This is a genomic window from Kitasatospora sp. NPDC088160, assembly GCF_044741445.1.
Classification (GTDB): Bacteria; Actinomycetota; Actinomycetes; order Streptomycetales; family Streptomycetaceae; genus Kitasatospora.
This window is the reverse complement of the sequence record NZ_JBIUSS010000002.1, coordinates 126,869-145,068: the sequence shown is the minus strand read 5'-3', so window position 1 is coordinate 145,068 and position 18,200 is coordinate 126,869. Positions and strand designations below refer to the sequence as shown.

Here is an 18,200-nt window from a genome sequence, read left to right as displayed (position 1 = left end):
GGCCGCCGGTTGACGCCGCCTGGCCCGGCCAGCGCCCCCGTTGTTCCTTCGAAAGGACTCCCCATCACCTTCCGTCTCGATTCCCTCGCCTTCGTCAGGATCCTGGTCGCCGCCTCCGCCTTCGATCTCGTCTACGACGCCGCCTGGAGGCACCACACCCCGCTCGGGGGCACGGTGCTGATGGTTGGTCAGTTAACTGCGGCGTGGACGCTGATGTCGCACGCCCCGGTCCCGGCCGAGCCCTGCCGTCTCGACCGCGTGCCTTGCCCGCGCAGCCCGCAGGACTGATCTGCCCGTGCTCACACGCCGCCGCGACTCGGCCCGGCGGCCAGCCACCGACGCCGTTCCCGCGTCGGAGAACGCGACCACGGAGGCCCGTTGGACCCTGAAACCCTCGATCTGCACGGCAGCCGGGTCGGCATCGCCCGCGCCTTCGGCACCGCCTACGGCCCAAGGAATAGCGCTGGCGAGCGCACCCGCTACCACGTCCTGGCCTACCTCGCCCCCAGCGACCTCTACCTGGTGGCCGTCGGCGGCATCGACGCCGGCCACCGCTCCGCACGCCTCCACCCGCGCGAAGGACGCTGCGGCTGGACCGCCCCAGAACTGCTCACCGAACTCGTCGTCGCGCACCCGGTGCGCGACCCGCGCGCAGGCCGCGCCTTCTGCCACCACCACGTCCTCCCGGCGGCACCCGAACTCCCATGCCGGGTATGCCTGCTCCGCCCGCCGCGCACCGACTGCCGCTTCTTCGACCGCTCACGCTACGCTCCGCTGCCCCAGGAGGCTTTGTGACCATCACCTCGAGGATCTCCCGCCGCGGACTGCGCCGTGCGGCGATCTGCTTGATCTCCCTCACCGTCCTCACGGGCGCCGAGGCCGTGGCGGGCGCCGTATGGCACAGCCCGGCGGTGATCGCGATCACGCTCACCGAATGCGCGCTGTCCGTCTTCGCGCTGTACCTGGTGTCCCGGCTGCTCGACGACAACGCCGACCGCGCGGTACTGGGCCAGCTGGAGGAGGGAGCTGCGACCTGCGAGGAGCTGGCCGCCCACCTCAGCCTGCGGCAGGCCGTCGTACGGCTGAGCCTCACCCGGCTGCTCGGCTCCGGCCAGGCGTGCGAGAGCGCCCCGGGCATTTTCGGTCTGCTCGGTCGCTGAACCGCGGTGCCCTCCGGGGAATGCGAACGAGGCGGTGCCGCGAATCCTCGCGACACCGCCTCGTTCGTGGTGCAGATGTCGGAACTCAACACCGGGTGCGGAACACCCAGTCAGGGCCAAATCGGTGTTGAAGTCGGCTATGCGCCGTCGTTGTCCGGCCACGTGCGAGCTTCCACCCGGCGCGCCCGGCGCCGGCGCAGTCGTGCGGCCTGCCGACCGAACTCTCCGGTGTAGTAGAAGCAGGTGCACCCGCGCCCGGCATACCGGCACTTACGCCGGTACCCGGGCACTTCGCGTCCCAGCATCGACGTCATCGGGGCCCTCCCGTCATTTCACATCCAGCAAGTACAGCACCGAAGTTGTGCACTGCTGGCACGGCCCCGCGAGGCTCGGTCGCACCAGGTATCCCGTCCGGTCCGGGACTCGCCTGGCCTGGGCCAGCGCGGTTGCCGCGGCTCGTGCGGCGACTCATACCGGCGGAGGGTGCTTATTCCTGACGTGTCGTATTCCCCACGCTTCGCTCCCCTGGCGCGCATTGCGAAAGGGATCAGCCCGACCGCCGGCTCGGTTGGCCCGAACTGCCCCACATCCGTCTGGGTGGCGGGGTGTGGCGCCCATTCGGCCTGGTTCAGGCGTGGGTGACTTCGGCTTGGTAGTGGGCCGGGTTGCTGCCGGCGTTGTGGGGGGCTTCGATGCTGATGGTCACCGGGCCCGGGGTGGGGCCCGCGGTGAGTGCGGGGGCGGTGGCGACGCCCTGGCCGTCGGTGACCGCTTCCACGCTGGTGGCGTTGCCGGGGAAGTGCGAGCCGGTGCTGCCGGAGACGCTGAACAGGACGGGCACGCCCGCGAGGGGGGAGCCGTCGGCGGCGTCGGTGGCGGTCACCTTGAGCCGCTTCTTGAAAGAGGAGCCCGCCGCCGCCTTCTGGTGGTTGCAGGACCCCACTCCCGAGAGGTTCGCACGCGCCTTCGGCGCGCTGGGAACCGGAACCGGCGTCGGCGCGGGAGCATGAAGTGTCACCTTCCACACGAGGTACCCATCGGTCAATAGGAGGTTGCCCTGCGCGTCCACCGCTAGCCCCGCCGAATACTTGAGTTGTGCCTGCGTTGCGGGTCCGTCGTCGCCCCCGTACCCGTGTGTTCCCGTACCGGCGATGGTGGTGATGCTCCCGGTACTCGCCGACACCCTGCGCACCCGGCTGTTGTCCGTGTCGGCAATGTAGAGGTTGCCCTGCGCGTCCACCGCCACCCCTCGCGGCCCGGCGAGATGCCGTCGCCCACGTCCCACCTACACCGTAAGGAAGATGTCCTAGCCTCGGCCGGGCGCCCATCGCCTGGGCCCCTCTGCTGCCCGTCTCCGACCCGAACCTGCGGGCGGCGACGGGCAGCAGAGGGACACTCCGGCGAGGTAACGGTGCAGCGTTCGTCAGTCTCCGCTTCCTCGAAGTCGCGGATCGTGTCGATGACGGTGTCCGGTCCGTGTGCCCGGGACAGCACGGCAATTTGAGGCCGGGTGAGGAGGCCGTAGGAGCCGACGGCCGCGCTGACGCTGTCGGTGGCCAGTAGCAGGTCGGTCAGGTCGTCGGCCGACCACGCGGTGGTGAAGACGTGCTGGCCGGCCTCCGGGTCGGCTGAGGCGATCCAGTACCCGCCGGGGCGGTTGACCTGGGTGTCCTGGAAGTTCCGCGGATCGCGCAGGAGTTCGCGGTGCCGATCGCCGGAACCGTGGCCGGACCGGAGCCTCTCCTGGTAGAGGACGCTCTGCGGCTGGGCCTCGACGAGGTGGGCGAGCCGGTCGTCACGCCGTTGGAGGACGGCTCCGTCGCGGTGCAGAGCGGTGACTGGGCTGTCGCCCAGGACGGCGATGTCGACCTTGTCGCCGAGATGGCGCGCGCACAGGAGGTTCTCCTCGTCGGGCGGTCGGCGTTGTTCTGCACGCGCGAGATGCCCGTGGTCGACGGCTGTGATCTTCTTCGGCGCTGCCTTCGCTCACGGTTGGTGGCGCTGGTGCGTGAGGAGGCGGGCCGCTGACCGACGGTGGCGGGAAGGTGCCGCCGGATGGCCCATGTCCGCTGCGGGCGGGGGGAGTTGTCCCGGTTGTCCGGAGTCGGGGGAAACGTTCCCGGGGTGGCCTTTGCAGCGCCCGCCACAATGGGTTTACTGGCCAGTACGGGGAGTAGCGTTTCGTGTTGGCTCCCCGATTCCTCGCGGGGCTGCCCTGGCCGGCGGCCGTAACCCGCCGACCGGGGCTGGACGTCGATCACACGTAGGTTGAGTATGCCCAAGCCCGACCGTCGCCCGGGAGTGCGCCCGAAGGCGCCCTCCACGGCGGTGAACGTTATCAGTCCCACCCCGCCGCCCGTGGGACCGCAGCACCCCTGTGGGCGGGTCATCGAGGTGTTCGGGGCGCGCGTGCCCGTGGCCGCACTCCTCAACGCGCTGGCCCTGCTGGGGGCCCTTCTCGTGCTGGACGGCGCCGAGCGGTACGTCGCCGTGCTCGCCCTCGGCACGCTCTCGCGCGACAACGCGGTCACCTGGTGGCGGCTGACGCTGCGTTGACGTCCGCTGGTGCGGGGATCGGCCAGCGGCCGTTCCCCGCACCCCGCGCACCCCCCACGCCCGGCTCGCACGCCGGATTTCAACGGCCATCCCAGGACCTGAATATGCCAGAGGCATCACTCCCTGGGCCCGGCACCGCCCCGGGCCCAGCCCGCCGCGCCCGCCGAACCGGACCCGACGCCGGATTCCTGGCGTTCGTGGCCCTCGTGTACGACCGCTACCTCGACTACGCCACGGCCCGGCTGAGGGACGGCGCGAGCGGCGCGGCCGCCGTCGAGGAGGCACTGGCCCACACCCACGCACGCTGGGCGGCGCTGCTGGCCGGTCCCTCGCCCGTCGGCGACGCCTGGTGCGTGCTGCGCGCCGCAGTGACCGCACACCGCCCACGCCCCGACGCCACCGCGCCGCGGCAGGGGCCGGTCGACGTGCTGCACCGCCACCTGCCGGACCCCCTGGCCGATGCCGCCCTCCTCCACCACGGGCTGGGCCTGTCGGCCTCCGACGCGGCCCGCCTGATGGGCACGGACCCCGGCGCGGTGAGGGCGGGGCTTCGCAGCGCCGACCGGCTGATCGCCGCCGGGGCGCCCTCCCACATGGAAGGGAGGCCGCCCAGGACCTGAGCGACATCGCCGTCACCCGCCCGCCACACGTTGTGCGCGGGCGGGTGACGGCGCACAGAACTGTCCAGCGCCACGCTGCGCGCCACCCCCTTTGGGTGACGCACCATCAGACCCGTGGCGCTTTCAGTCATGCGATCTTTACAATGGGCGCTCAACAGCCGTGCGGCCTGCGATGGTTGCCAGGAGCGAGGGGCGTTGTGGGGTCCAAACGTGAGATCGACGTCACCGTGCCCAGCTCGGCACGCATCTACGACGTACTGGCGGGCGGGAGCCTGAATTTCGACGCCGACCGCGCCGCCGCCGAGTGCCTGCGCGAGCGGGTACCGGACGCAGACGCACTCGCACTCGCCAACCGCTCGTTCCTGCACCGCGCGGTGCGAGCTCTGGCCGCCGAGTACGGCATCCGCCAGTTCCTCGACTGCGGCTCAGGTCAGCCGATGACGCTCAACGTCCACCAGATCGTCCAGGCCGTCGACCCGAGGTCGCGCGTCGTCTATGTCGACAACGACCCCATCGCGATCGCCTACGGCCGCGAATCTCTGGACGAGAACGACCGAACCGCCATGCTCAACGCGGACATGACGGACACCGAAGGCGTCTTCGAGCACCCGGCTGTCAAGGAACTGCTGCGCCCGGACGAGCCGACCGCCGTCCTGTTCGTCGCCTCGTTGGAGTGCCTGCCGGACTCCGCCCGGCCACGCAGCGTCGTACGACGCATCGTCGAACGGCTGCCCCCGGGCAGCTTCGTGGCCATCAGCCATGTCGTCAGCGACGACCCGCAGCTCCGCGGCGACGTCACCAGGATCATGGCCGAGCAGACCGGCGAACTCTGGGGCCGGGTACGGGAGCGCTGGGAGGTCGACACCTACTTCGACGGCCTGGCCCTCGAAGAGCCCGGGCTGGTTGACGTCGCCGACTGGCGCCCCGACTCGGCCCTTCAGCGGGCCCTGCGCTCCAGCCAGTGGCAGCAGTACGGGGGCCTCGCCCGCATCCCGTACCCCCGGCCGGCCGACTAGCGCCCCTCGAACCGCTTCAACGCCCGCGCCAGGATGTCCATGCTGCGCCGCCGGTGGGCCGCGCCCTGGCTGATCTTCAGCCCCAACTGAACGTAGGACTCCATGTCCGCGCTGGCATTCTTGCCTTTGCGCACCTTCTTGCGCGCGCTGGGCTCCCCGGTGTCGGCCGGGTGGTAGGTGGACGAGCTCAGGCCTTCGATGTAGACCATCTCGGGCGGTCCCTCGGGCTGGAACATCAGGTGGGTGAGGCCGCTGACGGGCGTCGCGATGGTCTGGTCGAGCGGCACGACGCGCACCTTCACGTTCGGCATGTCCGCCACGTGCAGCAAGTGACGCACCTGCGCCGCCATGACGGTGGAGCTGCCGATCGTCAGCTGCAGCGCGAGCTCATTGATCACGAGGACCGTCCGCGCGGGCGGCGAAGCGAAGAAGCGCCGCTGCCGCTCCATCCTGGCGCGGACCCTGTGCTTAGCGCGCTCCTCGTCGACGGCCAGGTGGTGGCCGGCGACGATGCCGCGAGCGTAGCCCGGCGTCTGCAGAAGCCCGGGAATGATCGTGGTCTGGAAGGTGCGCAGCTCCCGGGCGACCGGCTCCAGCCCCAGGTAGGTACTGCAGTGCGGGGCGACCGCGCCTTCCCACTCCGGGGTCTCGAACCATTCGAGTCGTCGGCCCCGCTCGACCAGGTCCAGCAGCTCCCGCAGTTCCCTGGCGTCGAGCCCGTAGACCTCGGAAAGGGCGGTGACGATCTCCTTGGAGACCGGCGTCTTGGCGGACTCGATGCGCGACAGCGTCGAGTACGACAACTTGGATTCCGGCAGCAGGATCTTGCCGTGCGCGGCCGCCCGCTCCTGGGACAGGCCCCGCCGGTCGCGGGCCCGGCGCAGGCGTTCTCCCAAGACCACCCGGTCCGCCGTGGGTGTGTCCTGCACCGGCGGCGCCGTCATGTCGGCACGAGGGTTCAGCGACAGGACGGCGGCGAGACTGTGGCCGCCAGAGCCTTCTGCGGGCTGGAGTGGATCCTCGCCTTGGGGCGTGCCGCTGCCGGCAGGGCGCTCACCGGCGGGCAATTCGGCGGATTCGGAAATGGACGACACGCGGACTCCGTAGGCGATTCGGGTGGCCTGACACCAATGGCCTACATACTCCCACATGCCGCGCCCGCGTGCCGTCACACGGAAGTACCCCGGTCAGAATATGAAGCTAATCTGACTTATCTGACCTTGGATTTTCCTTTAGGCGATCAAGTGGTCGAACTCGTTCCGCTTGGCGCCGTCGAGGAACGCCCGGATCTCACCGCGCGTGGCGATGAGGGTGGCACCCTCCGGGTCGCGGGAGTTGCGGATGGCCACGTCGCCGGTCGGCAGTCCGGCGAGTTCGACGCACTCGCCGCCGTCTCCGTAGCTGGCCTGGGCCTTGATCCAGGCGACATCCTCGATCAGCGCGGCCGACATTCCATTGGTGAAGTCCTGCATGTGACCTCCCGCATTCGACGTACTTGACCGGCAGCCTTCGGGTGTGATCGGGGATTGTCTCGGACATCCCTCGGGCGGCCTGGGGTGCTGCAATTGCAGCACCCCATGAGCCATGAATGCTAGCCATTTATTTTCGAACACCGCACCGGCCGAACGGGGGATTTGAATGGCGATTATCTTTTTAAATTCGCCCGCATGCTGCGAACTTTCCGGAAGGACGGCACGTGTTCGGACCGGGCTGGCCAGGCCAGCGCCGGCACCGGGGCCCACGGGTGCGCGCCCGCCCGACATAGCGGAGACCGTTCGGTACGGCCTGCGGTGACGAACCGCCCTTCTGCCTCCCGGTCGACCACAGCGGTCCACAGCAGGCGCCGACTGTTCTGCACGGGCCTCTCGCCCTCGCCGGCGTGGTGATGCAGTGCTTCACGGTGCTCGGCGTCGCCACCCGCTTGCCGGCCCTGACCCCTTGCTACCAGTGGCGCTCTTCCGGAGGGCTGCTGTCACGGGACTCGCGCCGGCGCCGGATCCCTGGGGCGGCCGTCTTCGCCTGTCGCGAACCGCGGCACTGCGCAGTACGGGGCCAGTGCGGACGCCCGGGGCGGGCGGCGCTCCTCCTTCCCCTGGATTGCTCGCCCCCGGGCCTCTCCCGCTGGGTGAACGGCAGAGGACCGCCGCGCCGGCCACCGGTTCCGCCTACCGCTGCTGCCCGAGGCGGCCGTACGTTCCCGGCAGCTACTGCCGCCGGGCTCAGGGACGCCACGGGGCCCGCTATGCGGTCGTCACCAGGAACACGTGCCGCTGATCGACGTGGTGCCGACGTAGCGCCCAGTGCCTGCCCCGAGTCGAAGCCGCCGACCTCGGTTCCCGGCACATCGCCGCGAAGATCCATCTCACCGACGCTGCGAAGGCCAAGCTGCCCCCGCAGTTGTTCAACACCGTCTCGCTGGCCTACGCCGCAGACTTCACCGGGCTGACCCTGGGCCCGCTGGAGCGCACCGACCCGACCTCGCCGCTGATCGCCGAGCAGGACGCCTCCTTCCGGCCGCGAGGCCACCGCCGACTACGCTCTGAGCATCTTCAACTCCCTCGCCGACGGGATGCTCCCCGACGGCGAACTGTTCACCGCCGGGCCCGAGAAGCTCAAGGCGCACGTGCTGGAGCGCGTCGCCGCCTGGCACCCGGCCCTGGTCGAGACCGTCCGGCCGTGGGACACCGCCACCGTGCAGGCCCTCAAGTGCCGCAGCTGTGTGCCCGTCGACGCCTGGGAGCCGTCGAACGTCACGGTCACGGGCGACGCGGTCCACGCCATGAGCCCCGCCCTGGGCATCGGCGCCAACACCGCACTGGTAGCGGACCTTGCGGTGGCGCTGCTGGTGTAGATGACCAACGTGGCGCGAACCTCTCCCGCTCCGGGCAAAACCGCTCCTACCGGAGCGTCACCCGTGGGACCATGCGGACCGTGACCGCCGCCTCGTTGGTGAACTCCGCGAACCGGCGAATAAGCCTCAACCGGGGCTTGATCGCCTGCTCCCAGTCCAGGAAGCGGGCCTTCTGCTGCAGCACCCAGCCGTCCAGCATCGACTCGAAGACCGCTGGCTCAGGGTCCAGATGCACGGCGCCACCAGCCAGCACCAGCTGGGCGGCACCCGGAAAATCAACCGCTCGACTCATGTTGCATCCAACGCAACATCGTTGCATCTGATTACGCACCCAAGGTGGAGCCCGCCCGAGGGGATCAGCCCGACGCTGATCCCCTCGGAAAACCACAGGTCAGAGCCCTTCGCGAGATGCGGCTTATGTTGCATCCACTGCAATACCGCTCATTAGTTGAGATAGATCCCCGCGAAGGCGCCGTCGTAGCCGGTCGAGGTCATGGCGACCTCGAAGTTGTCCCACACCTTCTCCGGATGGGAGAAGTACTGGTCGAAGTAGTCGACCGTCAGGTCCCGCTCCAGCCACTCATGCGAGCAGCGGCAGCGGACGAACACCTGCTCGCGAACGTTCAGGAGCATCCAGTCGCGGCGGGCCTTGCAGTGCTCGCAGGTGATCACGGTTCCGCGCGGGTTCAGCTCGTCGGCGTGCGGCACTGCCCGGATGACGGGCTTTCCGGGCTCGGGCTCCGGAACAACCATCGGGAAGTCGGGGATGTGGAGGTCAGCATCGGCGAGCGGCGGGAGGAACGTCGGCTCGTGGTCGTCACGACGTCTCGGCAGATCCGACAAGTACAGCCCTTTCATCAGAAGTGGCCGGTATAACAACCAAATGCCCGATTTTATTCCCGAAACCGGATTCCGTTATCCAGGTGTGACCATCCGGGATGTCGGACGGTTCATCATCGTCGCTGTTCCGGCGCCTGCTTGACGGACGTCGGGCCGGGACCGGGCTCGGCTTGGCCCGGCGGGCCACCGGCGACCCGCCGAAGGGAACGAGCCTGCGCAGCAGCGCTTCGGATCGCGCCCCCAGGTTCGGCAGTGCTTCGGAGTAGCGCAGTGAGGGCCGGCCCGTGGATGAGCCAGGTGTGCACGTCGTGCCACGCTTCGGCGTTGCGTTCTTCGAGCGCCTCCTTGTAGCCGTCGACCGTGGCGGTCCGGGCCAGGATGCCCTTCCATCGGTGGAGGATCTCGGCGGCGCTCACGAAGGCGGTCTGCAGCTCGCCCAGCTGCCAGCTGGCCCGGTCGGCGGCCGGCCCTGGCGGAAGAGCGGCCTGGGCGGCCCAGCCGTCCTGCAGGAGAGCGTCGGCGTGCGGCAGAGCATGTTCGAGAACGTGTTCGATATGGCGGAGGGCGTCGGCGTCACGCCGCACGACGCCGTCTCCGTAGAGCTGGTCGTCCAGTGGCCAGCCCTGCTCGTCGCTCAGGCCGTCGGAGATCGCATCCCAGTGGTCGACCGCCTGTTGGGCTCCCCGTAGGGCGTCCTCCAACACGGCGAGGCGGTCGTCGGCGAGGAGCTGGTCGTGGCGGGGCAGCAGGACGCGTTCGATCTCGGCTGCGGCGGCTGCCGGATCCCCCAGCCCAGGGAGTTCGAGCTTCTCGCCGCCTGCGTGGTTCGCGTAGGAGCTGGCGCCGGCCGGGGCGATCGACCGGATCGTGAAGGCGTGCGCGGTGGAGTGCGGGTTCTCGGTGACGAGTAGGCCGATCGGCCGGTTTGGGCTGGTGAGGACGGCGGCGACCCGGAAGTCGGCGAACTCGATCGTGGGGCCGATGGCGAGCAGGGCGATGATGTCGGCCGTGTCCGGGTCGAGGTCTTGGTGGTGCTCGACCGCCCAGGTGCCGGGCAAGTGTGTGGCGAGGGCGGTGGCGTAGGAGTGGAGGTCCACGGGTCCTGGTCCTGGGTTCTCTCGGTCCGGCCCGTCGGCGCGCGGGGTGTTGTCGGGCCGGGGTGGGCGGTTTATGGTCTCGGCGGGCCCGGTGTGAGCAGCGCACCGGGCCCGCCGGCGGCCGGGGTCAGCCGCTGGCCGGCCCGGGGTCGACGGCGATGTCGACCAGACCCTCGGCGTGGGCGAGGTGCTCGTGCACCTGGGCGGCGTCGGTACCGGTGACCACCAGGTGTCCCAGGCGGGCGGTGCCGGGATCGCCCTGCGGGGGCAGCAGGGTCTGCTGGCCGGGCCGCAGTTCCCACACGAGGCGTTCCAGCCAGTCGGGGGTGCCGAGTTCGGGGCGCGGGTGCGCGGTGCGGACGGTTCCGGAGGTGGCCGGATGGAGCAGGCGGATGCCGGCGGCGGCTGCCCGGGTGGGGGTGAGGTCGGGTTCACGACCCAGGGCGATGTCGACCGCGGCGGCGGCGAGGTCGATGCCGGTGGCAAGGCGGACCAGGTGGCCCACCAAGTCTCCGCCCAGGCGGGCGTTGACCTCGATCAGCTTGGGGCCGGTGGTGGTCAGGCGCATCTCGACGTGGGAGATGCCGCAGTTGACGCCGAGGGCATCCAGCGCCGCCTCGGCGATCGGCGCGACTTCGACAAGGAGCGGGTCGCTGGCGGCGACGACGTGGCGGACCGCCTGGAAGTGCGGTCCGGTACCGAGTTCGGTACGGGTGACGGCGACGGCGGTGGTGATGCCGTGGGAGGTCACGCACTCCACCGCGATCTCGGGGCCGTCCAGGTACTCCTCGACGAGGATGCCGCTGCCCTCCTGGCGCTGGCCCTTCGCGCGGGCGCTGGCGTAAGTGAACGCGGCCGGCAGCTCGTCGAGGTGGTCGACCTTGACGACGCCGATGCCGCCGGTGTGGGAGGCCGGCTTGAGGACCACGGGCAGGCCGATGCGGCGGGCCGCAGTGGTGGCGGTCACCAGGGAGGTGACCCGGATCGACTGGGCGGACGGCACGCCTTCGGACGCCCAGACCGCCCGGGAGGCGGCCTTGTTGCGGCAGGCTGTCGCGGTCGCCGAGGACTGGCCGGGCACCGCGAGGTCGGTGGCGATGTGCGCGGCGGCAACGAGGGCGTGCTCGTCCCAGGTCACCACGCCCTTGATCTCGTGGCGCTCGGCGAGGCGGGCGACCGCCCACCGCAGCTCTTCGAGGTCGCCGAGGTCGGCGACCTCGTGGTCGCGCAGATGGGGCTGCTGCCAGGTCGGCTCGGCGTCGCTCACCAGGACCAGCGGGCTGTGCCTGGAGGCGGAGGCCAGGCAGTACGAGCTGAACGTCTGGTCGCCGGTGCCGAGGACCAGGAGCACCCCGTCGTCGCGGGCGTCGTCCGGAAGGGCGGCGGTCGTCGTCATGTGGTGCTGTTCTCCAAGTGGTGGAAGGGAGTTGGGGTTGGCTGGTCAGCCGGCCTGGGCCAGGAGTTCCTCGCCCGTCTTCGCGGCGGGTTCGGCGCCCGGGTGCTCGTAGGAGTGCCGGTGGCCGTGGAGGCCGACCAGGCAGAGGGCCGTGGCGACCGTGGTCGCCACGGCGGTGGCGAACAGCAATGCCCTCACGTTGGCCGCCGGAACGGCGAAGACCAGCAGGCCGGCCAGCGGCAGCGGGATCAGGACGAGCAGGACACAGGTGGCCAGCGTCGCGGAGAAGCGTCGGGCGGGGATCAGCCGGGCGCGGGCGGTGCGCAGGGCGACGGTGGCCGCGCCTTCGGCGGCCATCACGGTGGCCACCGCAGAGGTGTAGGTGGTCAGGGTCGGGGCGATGGCGGCGGCGCCGGCGGCGGTGCAGGCGACGACGCAGGAGGTCAGGATCACGCGGAACAGGCCGAAGCGGTCGATGGCGGGCTTCGCGGCCAGGGCGGCCAGCAGGGAGGTGCCGGCCGCGACGCTCCACACCAGGCCGGTGGCGGCGGTGCTGCGGTGCAGGTCCTGGGCGACGGTGATCGGGGTGGAGACCTGCAGGACACCGAGGACGAAGTTCGCCGCGGCGAGCGTGCCGATCAGCCAGGCGAGCGCGGGGGTGCGCACAAGGGTGTCGACTCCGCCCGCGAGCGCGTCGCGGGCTCGTTCGCGGTGGACCCTGGTGACCAGGCGCGGGCGGGCACGCTGGGTGTGCATGACCAGGGCCATGGTGATGGTGACGGTAGACAGGACCGCGACGGTGGTCAGCAGGAGGGCCGGCCCGGCGAAAAGGAGGACGCCGCCGAGCAGCGGACCGAGCAGTGCGGCGCTGCGGTCGATGGCGGTGTACCTGGACTGCACCCGGTGGATCTGGGTGCCGGCGCGTCGGCTCGCCTCGGCGCCGAGGGATTCGACCGCCAGGAAGCTGCCTTCGGCCAGCATGCCGGCAACGACGCCGAAGGCGAGCACGGCCACCACGCCCAGCCCGAGGCTCATCCCCACCAGGGTGAGCAGGGCGGCGACACCGCGCGCCAGGCTGGTCGCCAGGACGGCGGTCTGCGGGCTGTGGCGTTCGACCATCGCCCCGCCGAGCACGACGGTCGACAACCTGGGCATCCACTCCAGCAGGAAGGCCAGCCCGGTCCACATCACCGAGTGGGTGAGGGTGAGGACCAGCAGCGGTACGGCGTAGGTGATCACCGATCCCGCCACGGCGTCGGCGCCGCGCAGCACGTAGCAGCGCAGCAGCCAGTCCCGGTCGCTCTGCCGGGGACGGCGCGGGACACGGTGGGACGGCTCCATGACCGCGGGCTGCGTGATCGAGAGTGGCAAGAGGGCTCTCCGGCTTGGGCGTTGTGCGGGTCGGTGTAGCTGCTGCCCGCCCGTGCGGATCGGGCGGTAGCGGTGGAGACGGTCAGCGGCGGTGGACACCGGGCGGGGCTGCGGCGGCGGGGGCCGGTCCGGCTGGGGCTGCGCGCTGTTCGCCGACGGGCCCGGCGGACGGTGTGCTCGTGAGGGCGGCCTCGTGCCGCACCGCGGCGGTCGGGGCTCCGAGGACGACCGGTTTCCCGGCGGCGGGCAGACGGCCGGGAGAGCGAGTCGTGCGGGTGACGCCGTACCCCTCGGCGCGCAGTGCGTCCACAGCACGGGCCACGGCGGCCCGGCGCTGCGCCGACTCGGCGAGGGTGGCGGGCAGCCGGTACGAAGTGTGCTCCGTTGAAAAGTTCTTGACGAAGCCGGCCTGCCGGAGCAGCGCCTCCGCTCGCAGCAGCGTGGCCTCCGCCCTGCGCCAGCCCGGGTCGATGCGGTCCAGGAACCCGTACACCCCGGCCAGCAGTCCCACCACGCTGCCGCCGTTCGCGGCGTGCGGGCCGTGCGGTTCGCTGTCGTAGGCGACTTCGAACAGGTCCGGGTTGTCTGGGTGGTCACGGGTGACGAGCCAGCTGCGGGGCGGTCCGGGCCGGTAGTCGCCGCAGTCCTCCGGCGGGGAGATCGTGAGGTGGCTGCCGTCCGCCAGCAGGACGGCGATCACGTAGTCGCTCGCGCCGTAGTCGACGACGCACTCCAGGCCGTAGCTCTCCAGGGGGTCGATGATGCCGCGGTAGCACCGCGAGGGGTCGCCGGTCTCGTACGTCCGGGGTGTGAGCGGCCCCTTGACGTGGGCGTTCACCTCGTCGCCGGTCTCGGTGATCAGGACGGTGACCTGGTCGGTGTGCACGGCGGGTCCTCCTGCTGCGGTCGGGCACTGGCACGCCCGCCGACGAAGCATCGATCGCATCCGTCGGCGGGCGGATCACCAGAGTCCCGGCCAGCGGGCTCGCTGTAGCGAGCCGAACTTGTGCTATGCCCCGCCGCCACATCCGCTGTGGCCGCTTGCCGCCGCACGGCAAGCCCTCATTCCCACCTCCGCGTGAAGGGGGCCAGCACCGAAGTGCTGGCCCCCTTCACGCATTTCCGGTGCCGGGCGAATCCCGCTCGGCACCATCACAGAAGGAGAACTCGATGGACACCAGTCAGAACCTCCTGGCAGGGTTCGGCGCGGTCATGGTGGTGCTCGGCGTTGGCCATGTGCTGGCCGACCATGTGCTGGGCCAAACCGACCGGCAGGCGGCACGGAAGGCAGCCCCGAGCGACGAGGAGGTCGCCGCCGGCGTGAGTCCTCGCCGTGGCTGGGGGGCCTGCCTCTCGCACTGCCTGAGCTACCACCTGGTCCTCGTCGGCCTGTACGGTGCGATCAGGATCGCCGTGCCGCTCCCTGCGACCGCGCTCGGTTCGACAACGGCGCTGGCCTGGTCGTTCGCCACTCACGCGATCTTGGACCGCCGGTGGCCCGTACGCTGGATCCTCCGCCGGCTCGGTTCACCGCAGTTCGCGGACCTTCGCTCGGCTGGCCTCAATGGCCTGTACTTGGCCGATCAGGCCCTCCACCGGACGGCGTTGATCATCTCGGCAGTGCTGCTTGTACGGCTCTGAGCACTCGACCGCGGTTCCGTCTTGGCGCCGCCGACCAGGAACTGCGCTCGCCGACCGTGCCTTCGGTTGCCTGGAACAGCGAATGGAGGGTGTCGGCCCCTTCCTTGTCCCCTTTCACCTTCGGCAAGCATTGGTGCCGACCTGCCGGTCGGCGGATCTCAGGAGGTAGACCATGACGATCGAAAACGACAGCGTGGGCGAAGCCGACAGCTACGAGCTGCTGGCGGGCGGAGTCTGGGTGGACGGCGAGGTGGTCCCGGCCGTGATCCGGGTCCAACGGCCTGCCCCGCTCCCGCCCCAGCCTCCACTCCCCAATTTGGGCCGCTGCGCTGGGACGCGGGACTGCAGTGGCGGCGAGTGCTACTGCGCCGAGCCATTTCTCTCCGCCTTCATGTTCCCCGACGGAGACGGCCCGGACACCCTCAACTTCCCGGACGGGGACAGCCCGGACAGCTACGGCGACTGAGCAGCTTGGAAGAGGACTGGTAACGAGCCGCCGAGACTCCGGCCTCGACCGGCCAGCGGCGGGGTCCTCTCGTGCGGGTGCACGAGAGGACCCCGGAAGGTCAGCTCCGGCTGGGCCGGCCCCGGCGCTGCGGCACGGGCGCGGAGGCAGCAGGCCCTGCGGACTTGGGACGGGCGCCGGCCTTTCCGGGCTCAGCCGAGGGCGCGGCCGACAGCTTCGCGATCCGGCGAACGCGCCAGACCATGACGGCGGTGACGGACTCCGCAGTATCCAACTCGCGGCGGTCCCGGGCTTGCTCGAGGAGCGCGGCCGGGTCGTGGCCGGCCGCCTCCGCTTCGGCGAGGGTGGCCGCGAGCGCGTCCCAGTCGGTTCCGCCGTGCCTGGCGACCTGGGCCTCGGGCAGCTTGGCGCGGATGACCGCGTCCTGGCGTTCGCGGACAGGCGACGGCAGGGAACGGCCTTGTGCGGCCATGGCGGCCATCGGGCGGGCGGCCACCGTGGCGTACGCCGCCCGGAGCTGCTCGGCCGCGGCACTCGCAGCGGCAGCCTGCTGGGCATGCGAGCGAGCGGAGTGCCACCGGGCGGAGGCAATGGCCAGCAGGATCAGGGCCGACAGCAGCATGGCGACCGTGCCGCCGTCCTCACCGCGGTTCCCGGCATAGCCGCTGCTGAGCAGCTGGCGAGCCGCCGTGCGGACGGCCCGGTTGTCTGCCCGCTCGGCACGGACGTGGGAGCGGGATGCCCGCTCGAAGGACCGTGCTGCCGCTAGGAGTTGGGCCCTGGTGTCGGCCGGGGCGCGCACGGCAAGGACGTCGATGATCTCGATGGCGCCGACCAGCTGCGCCGCCGCGTCTTCGTCGGGCCCTTCCTCGATCCTGCGGGTGGCGTCGCCGACCGCGGCGGCGGCCTCTCGGCGGGCCCGGGCGGCCTTGGAGCCCGGCGCTCGCGCCGTACCGGCCCCCGGGTCGCCCACCTGGGCCTCGATCGCGACGTCGGCCCGGACACCGCCGCCCAGCCGCTTGCGGATGCGCGGAAGGGAGAGGTCCGGCGCCAACTTCGAACCGCTGAAAAAGATCGGCTCGCCTTGGGCGTTGCGGTCGTCCGGGTGGGCAACGGAGTACCCGAGCACGTCGCCGGACGGGCCGACCTTGCGCCGCACCAGCAGGCCGGCCGCTTCGAGGCGGCCGAGGAACTCGGCTACGTCGGCAGCGCCGGCGACGGCCTGGCGGACCCGGTCCCCGAGCTGCAGGCGCATGGGTTCCGGGCGGCCGAGGCGCTCCGCCTTGTGTCCTTCCGCGCTGGTGGGCCGCTTGGCTGCCGTCTTGTCTCCCGGGTTGAGCTGGCGCAGGCCGAGCTCCTTCTCGATCTCTCGGCATTCGTCCTGCGCACGCTGGGCGTCGTTGTGGAGGCGGGCACCGCGCAGGTCGCCGCGCACGATGGTGGCCATGATGTGGATGTGGCGGGGGTCGTGGCGTACCGCGATCCAGCGGCAGCCGTCCGGGTCGCCGGGTTCGGCGATGCCGGCAGCGGCGACGACGCGGCGGGCAACTTCGCCCCACTCCTCGTCGGAGAGCAGCCGCTCGTCCGGGTCCAGGCTCACCGGGCAGTGCCAGACGTGGTTCTTCAGGCGCCGTCGGCCGCGCTGGTTGACCCGCAGGTCAAGGACCTGCTCCAGTTGCTTGAGGGTGGCGTTCGGGTCGCGGCCCGGGTCCGGCGCGAAGCCATCCCAACTCGCCACCAGGTGGGGGTCGAAGTGCTCGTCGCGCCGGCCGGGGCCGTAGAGGTAGGCCAACAACCCGTAGGTCTTGTTGCCGCGGCTGACGTCAGGGACCAAGCGGGCCACCGTTGACCAGTTTCGCGGCGGTGTCGTCAACGACCACCACGGCCTTGCGGACGGCACCGAGGGTGAGCGCCAGCTCTGCTGGCTGAACGTAGCCGGCGGCATGGAACCCAAACGTCAACTGGTTCAGGTTGTTGCCGACGCGGGCGAGCTGCGCTCGGCTGATGACGAGTTCGTCGACCGCGCGATCGAGGCGGTCTTGCGGATCGGCGGCGGCGCTGTGACCGCGGGCGGCGCTGATGGCACTGGTCGCGATGAAGCGACCAACGGTCACAGCGCGGCTGGCGGCAGCGGCGGCGATCTCGGCTTCTTCGTCTTCATTGAGACGCACAGTCAGCTTGCGAGTGCGACTCTGGGGATTACGGTGGCGGCGGCGCGGTCGACGTACAAGGGGTGCGTCGCTGGTCGGTTCGGCGGCGGACGGCTCGGCGGCAGCGCTCGGCGTCTCGATCTTCTTCTCCTCATTCTCCTGCCGGCACCCCCTGGTGCCGGTGGCCGAGGACGAGTCGAGCGCCCCCGCTCGACTCGTCCTCGGTCCTCCCTCGCCCCCACCGGGGCGAGGGCAAGTGCCAAAGTCGGGCGTAAGCCCGGCTTTGGCGATAGCTTGCTGCGCCGTAGGGGCCAAGCCGCCAGCCACATAACTGCGGTCATGGGCAAGGCACTTGGCCTACTCAGGCGACCGCGCCCTCCAGTTCGAGCTTTGCGTCGAGGAGCACGCCGAGCCCGTAGTCCATGGCCTCGACCGGGCTTTCCAGGACGATCTTCGGGCCGCCGACGGTCCGGCGGACCAGCCAGCTGCCGTCGCTGGCGGCCTTAGCGGAGCGGACGAGCCGCTGCTCCAGGAGGAGCTGCATCAGGGCGTCCGGGGTGGCGGTCTTCGACTTGGTGCTGGTCATGAGCGCTTCCTTGGAAAGGAGTTGGGCGTGGGAGTGGGCCGCTGGGCGGCGAGATGCGGAGAGTGTGCGGTGTCGGTCGCGGGTTTCGGTGGAGGTTTCGCGTCGTCGATCATCAGCAGCAGCTTCCCCATGCGCTCGTTGCTGATCGAGTAGCCCTGTTCCCGGAGGCCGTCCGCGACGACGTCCCGGTTCACGCGGCCGGCTTTCGCGGCGGCCTGCCTGGCGACCGGCACAAGTGCCTCCAGCGGAAATCGCTTTCGTCCGGTGGGCGGCACCGGACCGGACGGACCCGCCGAGGGCACCGGACCGGACGGACCCGCCGAGGACACCGGACCGGACGGACCCGCCGAGGGCACCGGACCGGACGGACCCGCCGAGGGCACCGGACCGGACGGACCCGCCGAGGGCACCGGACCGGACGGACCCGCCGAGGGCACCGGACCGGACGGA

Annotated in this window: 22 protein-coding genes and 2 pseudogenes; 10 read left to right on the top strand and 14 right to left on the bottom strand. The window is 70.9% G+C overall.

Going from position 1 to position 18,200, the window contains the following annotated elements; all coding sequences use genetic code 11:
- Positions 1–378: 378 nt before the first annotated feature.
- Both ACIOGZ_RS03140 and ACIOGZ_RS03135 read left to right on the top strand, forming a co-directional pair.
- On the top strand, positions 379–795 hold the full coding sequence (locus ACIOGZ_RS03140) for a hypothetical protein (protein WP_400473511.1): 417 nt from the start codon (positions 379–381) through the stop codon (positions 793–795).
- Positions 792–1,160, top strand: coding sequence for a hypothetical protein (locus ACIOGZ_RS03135; protein ID WP_400473510.1), 369 nt, complete (start codon positions 792–794; stop codon positions 1,158–1,160). The genes ACIOGZ_RS03140 and ACIOGZ_RS03135 overlap by 4 nt, the downstream gene beginning before the upstream one ends.
- Positions 1,161–1,788: 628 nt before the next feature.
- Here the strand turns inward: ACIOGZ_RS03135 and ACIOGZ_RS03130 are convergent.
- Entirely contained in the window at positions 1,789–2,103 is a 315-nt protein-coding gene (locus tag ACIOGZ_RS03130; RefSeq protein WP_400473581.1) for a hypothetical protein, read from the bottom strand.
- A gap of 255 nt (positions 2,104–2,358) precedes the next feature.
- Positions 2,359–2,445: pseudogene (locus tag ACIOGZ_RS03125) on the bottom strand (hypothetical protein); the annotation flags it as partial.
- A gap of 419 nt (positions 2,446–2,864) precedes the next feature.
- Here ACIOGZ_RS03125 and ACIOGZ_RS03120 point away from each other — a divergent pair.
- The 4 genes from ACIOGZ_RS03120 (at position 2,865) to ACIOGZ_RS03105 (ending at position 5,352) form a co-directional block, all read left to right on the top strand.
- Positions 2,865–3,188: a hypothetical protein gene (locus ACIOGZ_RS03120; RefSeq protein WP_400473509.1), complete on the top strand. Its 324-nt coding sequence runs from the start codon at positions 2,865–2,867 to the stop codon at positions 3,186–3,188.
- 381 nt (positions 3,189–3,569) lie between these two features.
- A complete protein-coding gene (locus ACIOGZ_RS03115; RefSeq protein ID WP_400473508.1) occupies positions 3,570–3,716 on the top strand; it encodes a hypothetical protein in 147 nt (48 codons plus the stop codon).
- 197 nt (positions 3,717–3,913) lie between these two features.
- Entirely contained in the window at positions 3,914–4,336 is a 423-nt protein-coding gene (locus tag ACIOGZ_RS03110) for a hypothetical protein (RefSeq protein WP_400473507.1), read from the top strand.
- 197 nt (positions 4,337–4,533) lie between these two features.
- A complete protein-coding gene (locus ACIOGZ_RS03105; protein ID WP_400473506.1) occupies positions 4,534–5,352 on the top strand; it encodes an SAM-dependent methyltransferase in 819 nt (272 codons plus the stop codon).
- Here ACIOGZ_RS03105 and ACIOGZ_RS03100 read toward each other — a convergent pair.
- Complete coding sequence (locus tag ACIOGZ_RS03100; protein WP_400473505.1) at positions 5,349–6,446, bottom strand: helix-turn-helix transcriptional regulator; 1,098 nt, start codon at positions 6,444–6,446, stop codon at positions 5,349–5,351. The genes ACIOGZ_RS03105 and ACIOGZ_RS03100 overlap by 4 nt on opposite strands.
- Positions 6,447–6,584: 138 nt before the next feature.
- Positions 6,585–6,824, bottom strand: a complete 240-nt coding sequence (locus tag ACIOGZ_RS03095) for a DUF397 domain-containing protein (RefSeq protein WP_400473504.1) — start codon at positions 6,822–6,824, stop codon at positions 6,585–6,587.
- A 1,097-nt stretch (positions 6,825–7,921) separates the two neighbouring features.
- On the opposite strand from ACIOGZ_RS03095, the gene ACIOGZ_RS03090 reads away from it, so the two are divergent.
- A complete protein-coding gene (locus ACIOGZ_RS03090) occupies positions 7,922–8,203 on the top strand; it encodes an FAD-dependent monooxygenase (RefSeq protein WP_400473503.1) in 282 nt (93 codons plus the stop codon).
- Between the two features lie 46 nt (positions 8,204–8,249).
- On the opposite strand, the gene ACIOGZ_RS03085 is transcribed toward ACIOGZ_RS03090, so the two are convergent.
- From ACIOGZ_RS03085 to ACIOGZ_RS03060, 6 genes are all read right to left on the bottom strand, one after another.
- On the bottom strand, positions 8,250–8,438 hold the full coding sequence (locus ACIOGZ_RS03085) for a hypothetical protein (protein WP_400984609.1): 189 nt from the start codon (positions 8,436–8,438) through the stop codon (positions 8,250–8,252).
- Positions 8,439–8,647: 209 nt separating this feature from the next.
- The gene (locus tag ACIOGZ_RS03080; protein WP_400473501.1) at positions 8,648–9,046 is read right to left on the bottom strand and encodes a hypothetical protein; all 399 of its coding nucleotides are present in this window, start codon (positions 9,044–9,046) and stop codon (positions 8,648–8,650) included.
- 110 nt (positions 9,047–9,156) lie between these two features.
- The gene (locus ACIOGZ_RS03075) at positions 9,157–10,140 is read right to left on the bottom strand and encodes a hypothetical protein (protein WP_400473500.1); all 984 of its coding nucleotides are present in this window, start codon (positions 10,138–10,140) and stop codon (positions 9,157–9,159) included.
- A 127-nt stretch (positions 10,141–10,267) separates the two neighbouring features.
- The gene (locus tag ACIOGZ_RS03070) at positions 10,268–11,536 is read right to left on the bottom strand and encodes an acetyl-CoA carboxylase biotin carboxylase subunit family protein (RefSeq protein ID WP_400984605.1); all 1,269 of its coding nucleotides are present in this window, start codon (positions 11,534–11,536) and stop codon (positions 10,268–10,270) included.
- Between the two features lie 45 nt (positions 11,537–11,581).
- Positions 11,582–12,877: an MFS transporter gene (locus ACIOGZ_RS03065; RefSeq protein ID WP_400473498.1), complete on the bottom strand. Its 1,296-nt coding sequence runs from the start codon at positions 12,875–12,877 to the stop codon at positions 11,582–11,584.
- Between the two features lie 112 nt (positions 12,878–12,989).
- Positions 12,990–13,793 (bottom strand): hypothetical protein, encoded by an 804-nt coding sequence (locus tag ACIOGZ_RS03060; protein ID WP_400473497.1) that lies wholly within the window; start codon positions 13,791–13,793, stop codon positions 12,990–12,992.
- Between the two features lie 284 nt (positions 13,794–14,077).
- On the opposite strand from ACIOGZ_RS03060, the gene ACIOGZ_RS03055 reads away from it, so the two are divergent.
- Both ACIOGZ_RS03055 and ACIOGZ_RS03050 read left to right on the top strand, forming a co-directional pair.
- Positions 14,078–14,548: a hypothetical protein gene (locus ACIOGZ_RS03055; protein WP_400473496.1), complete on the top strand. Its 471-nt coding sequence runs from the start codon at positions 14,078–14,080 to the stop codon at positions 14,546–14,548.
- 172 nt (positions 14,549–14,720) lie between these two features.
- On the top strand, positions 14,721–15,014 hold the full coding sequence (locus ACIOGZ_RS03050) for a hypothetical protein (protein ID WP_400984600.1): 294 nt from the start codon (positions 14,721–14,723) through the stop codon (positions 15,012–15,014).
- 100 nt (positions 15,015–15,114) lie between these two features.
- On the opposite strand, the gene ACIOGZ_RS03045 is transcribed toward ACIOGZ_RS03050, so the two are convergent.
- The 4 genes from ACIOGZ_RS03045 to ACIOGZ_RS03030 are packed head-to-tail and all read right to left on the bottom strand — an operon-like array spanning position 15,115 to position 17,983.
- Positions 15,115–16,857, bottom strand: a complete 1,743-nt coding sequence (locus tag ACIOGZ_RS03045) for a relaxase/mobilization nuclease domain-containing protein (RefSeq protein WP_400473494.1) — start codon at positions 16,855–16,857, stop codon at positions 15,115–15,117.
- Complete coding sequence (locus ACIOGZ_RS03040; protein WP_400473493.1) at positions 16,838–17,491, bottom strand: plasmid mobilization protein; 654 nt, start codon at positions 17,489–17,491, stop codon at positions 16,838–16,840. Before ACIOGZ_RS03040 ends, ACIOGZ_RS03045 begins: the two co-directional genes overlap by 20 nt.
- Positions 17,492–17,525: 34 nt before the next feature.
- Complete coding sequence (locus ACIOGZ_RS03035) at positions 17,526–17,750, bottom strand: hypothetical protein (protein ID WP_400473492.1); 225 nt, start codon at positions 17,748–17,750, stop codon at positions 17,526–17,528.
- Positions 17,747–17,983, bottom strand: coding sequence for a hypothetical protein (locus tag ACIOGZ_RS03030; RefSeq protein WP_400984596.1), 237 nt, complete (start codon positions 17,981–17,983; stop codon positions 17,747–17,749). Before ACIOGZ_RS03030 ends, ACIOGZ_RS03035 begins: the two co-directional genes overlap by 4 nt.
- 31 nt (positions 17,984–18,014) lie before the next feature.
- Here ACIOGZ_RS03030 and ACIOGZ_RS03025 point away from each other — a divergent pair.
- Positions 18,015–18,200 (top strand): annotated as a pseudogene (locus ACIOGZ_RS03025) (hypothetical protein); the annotation flags it as partial.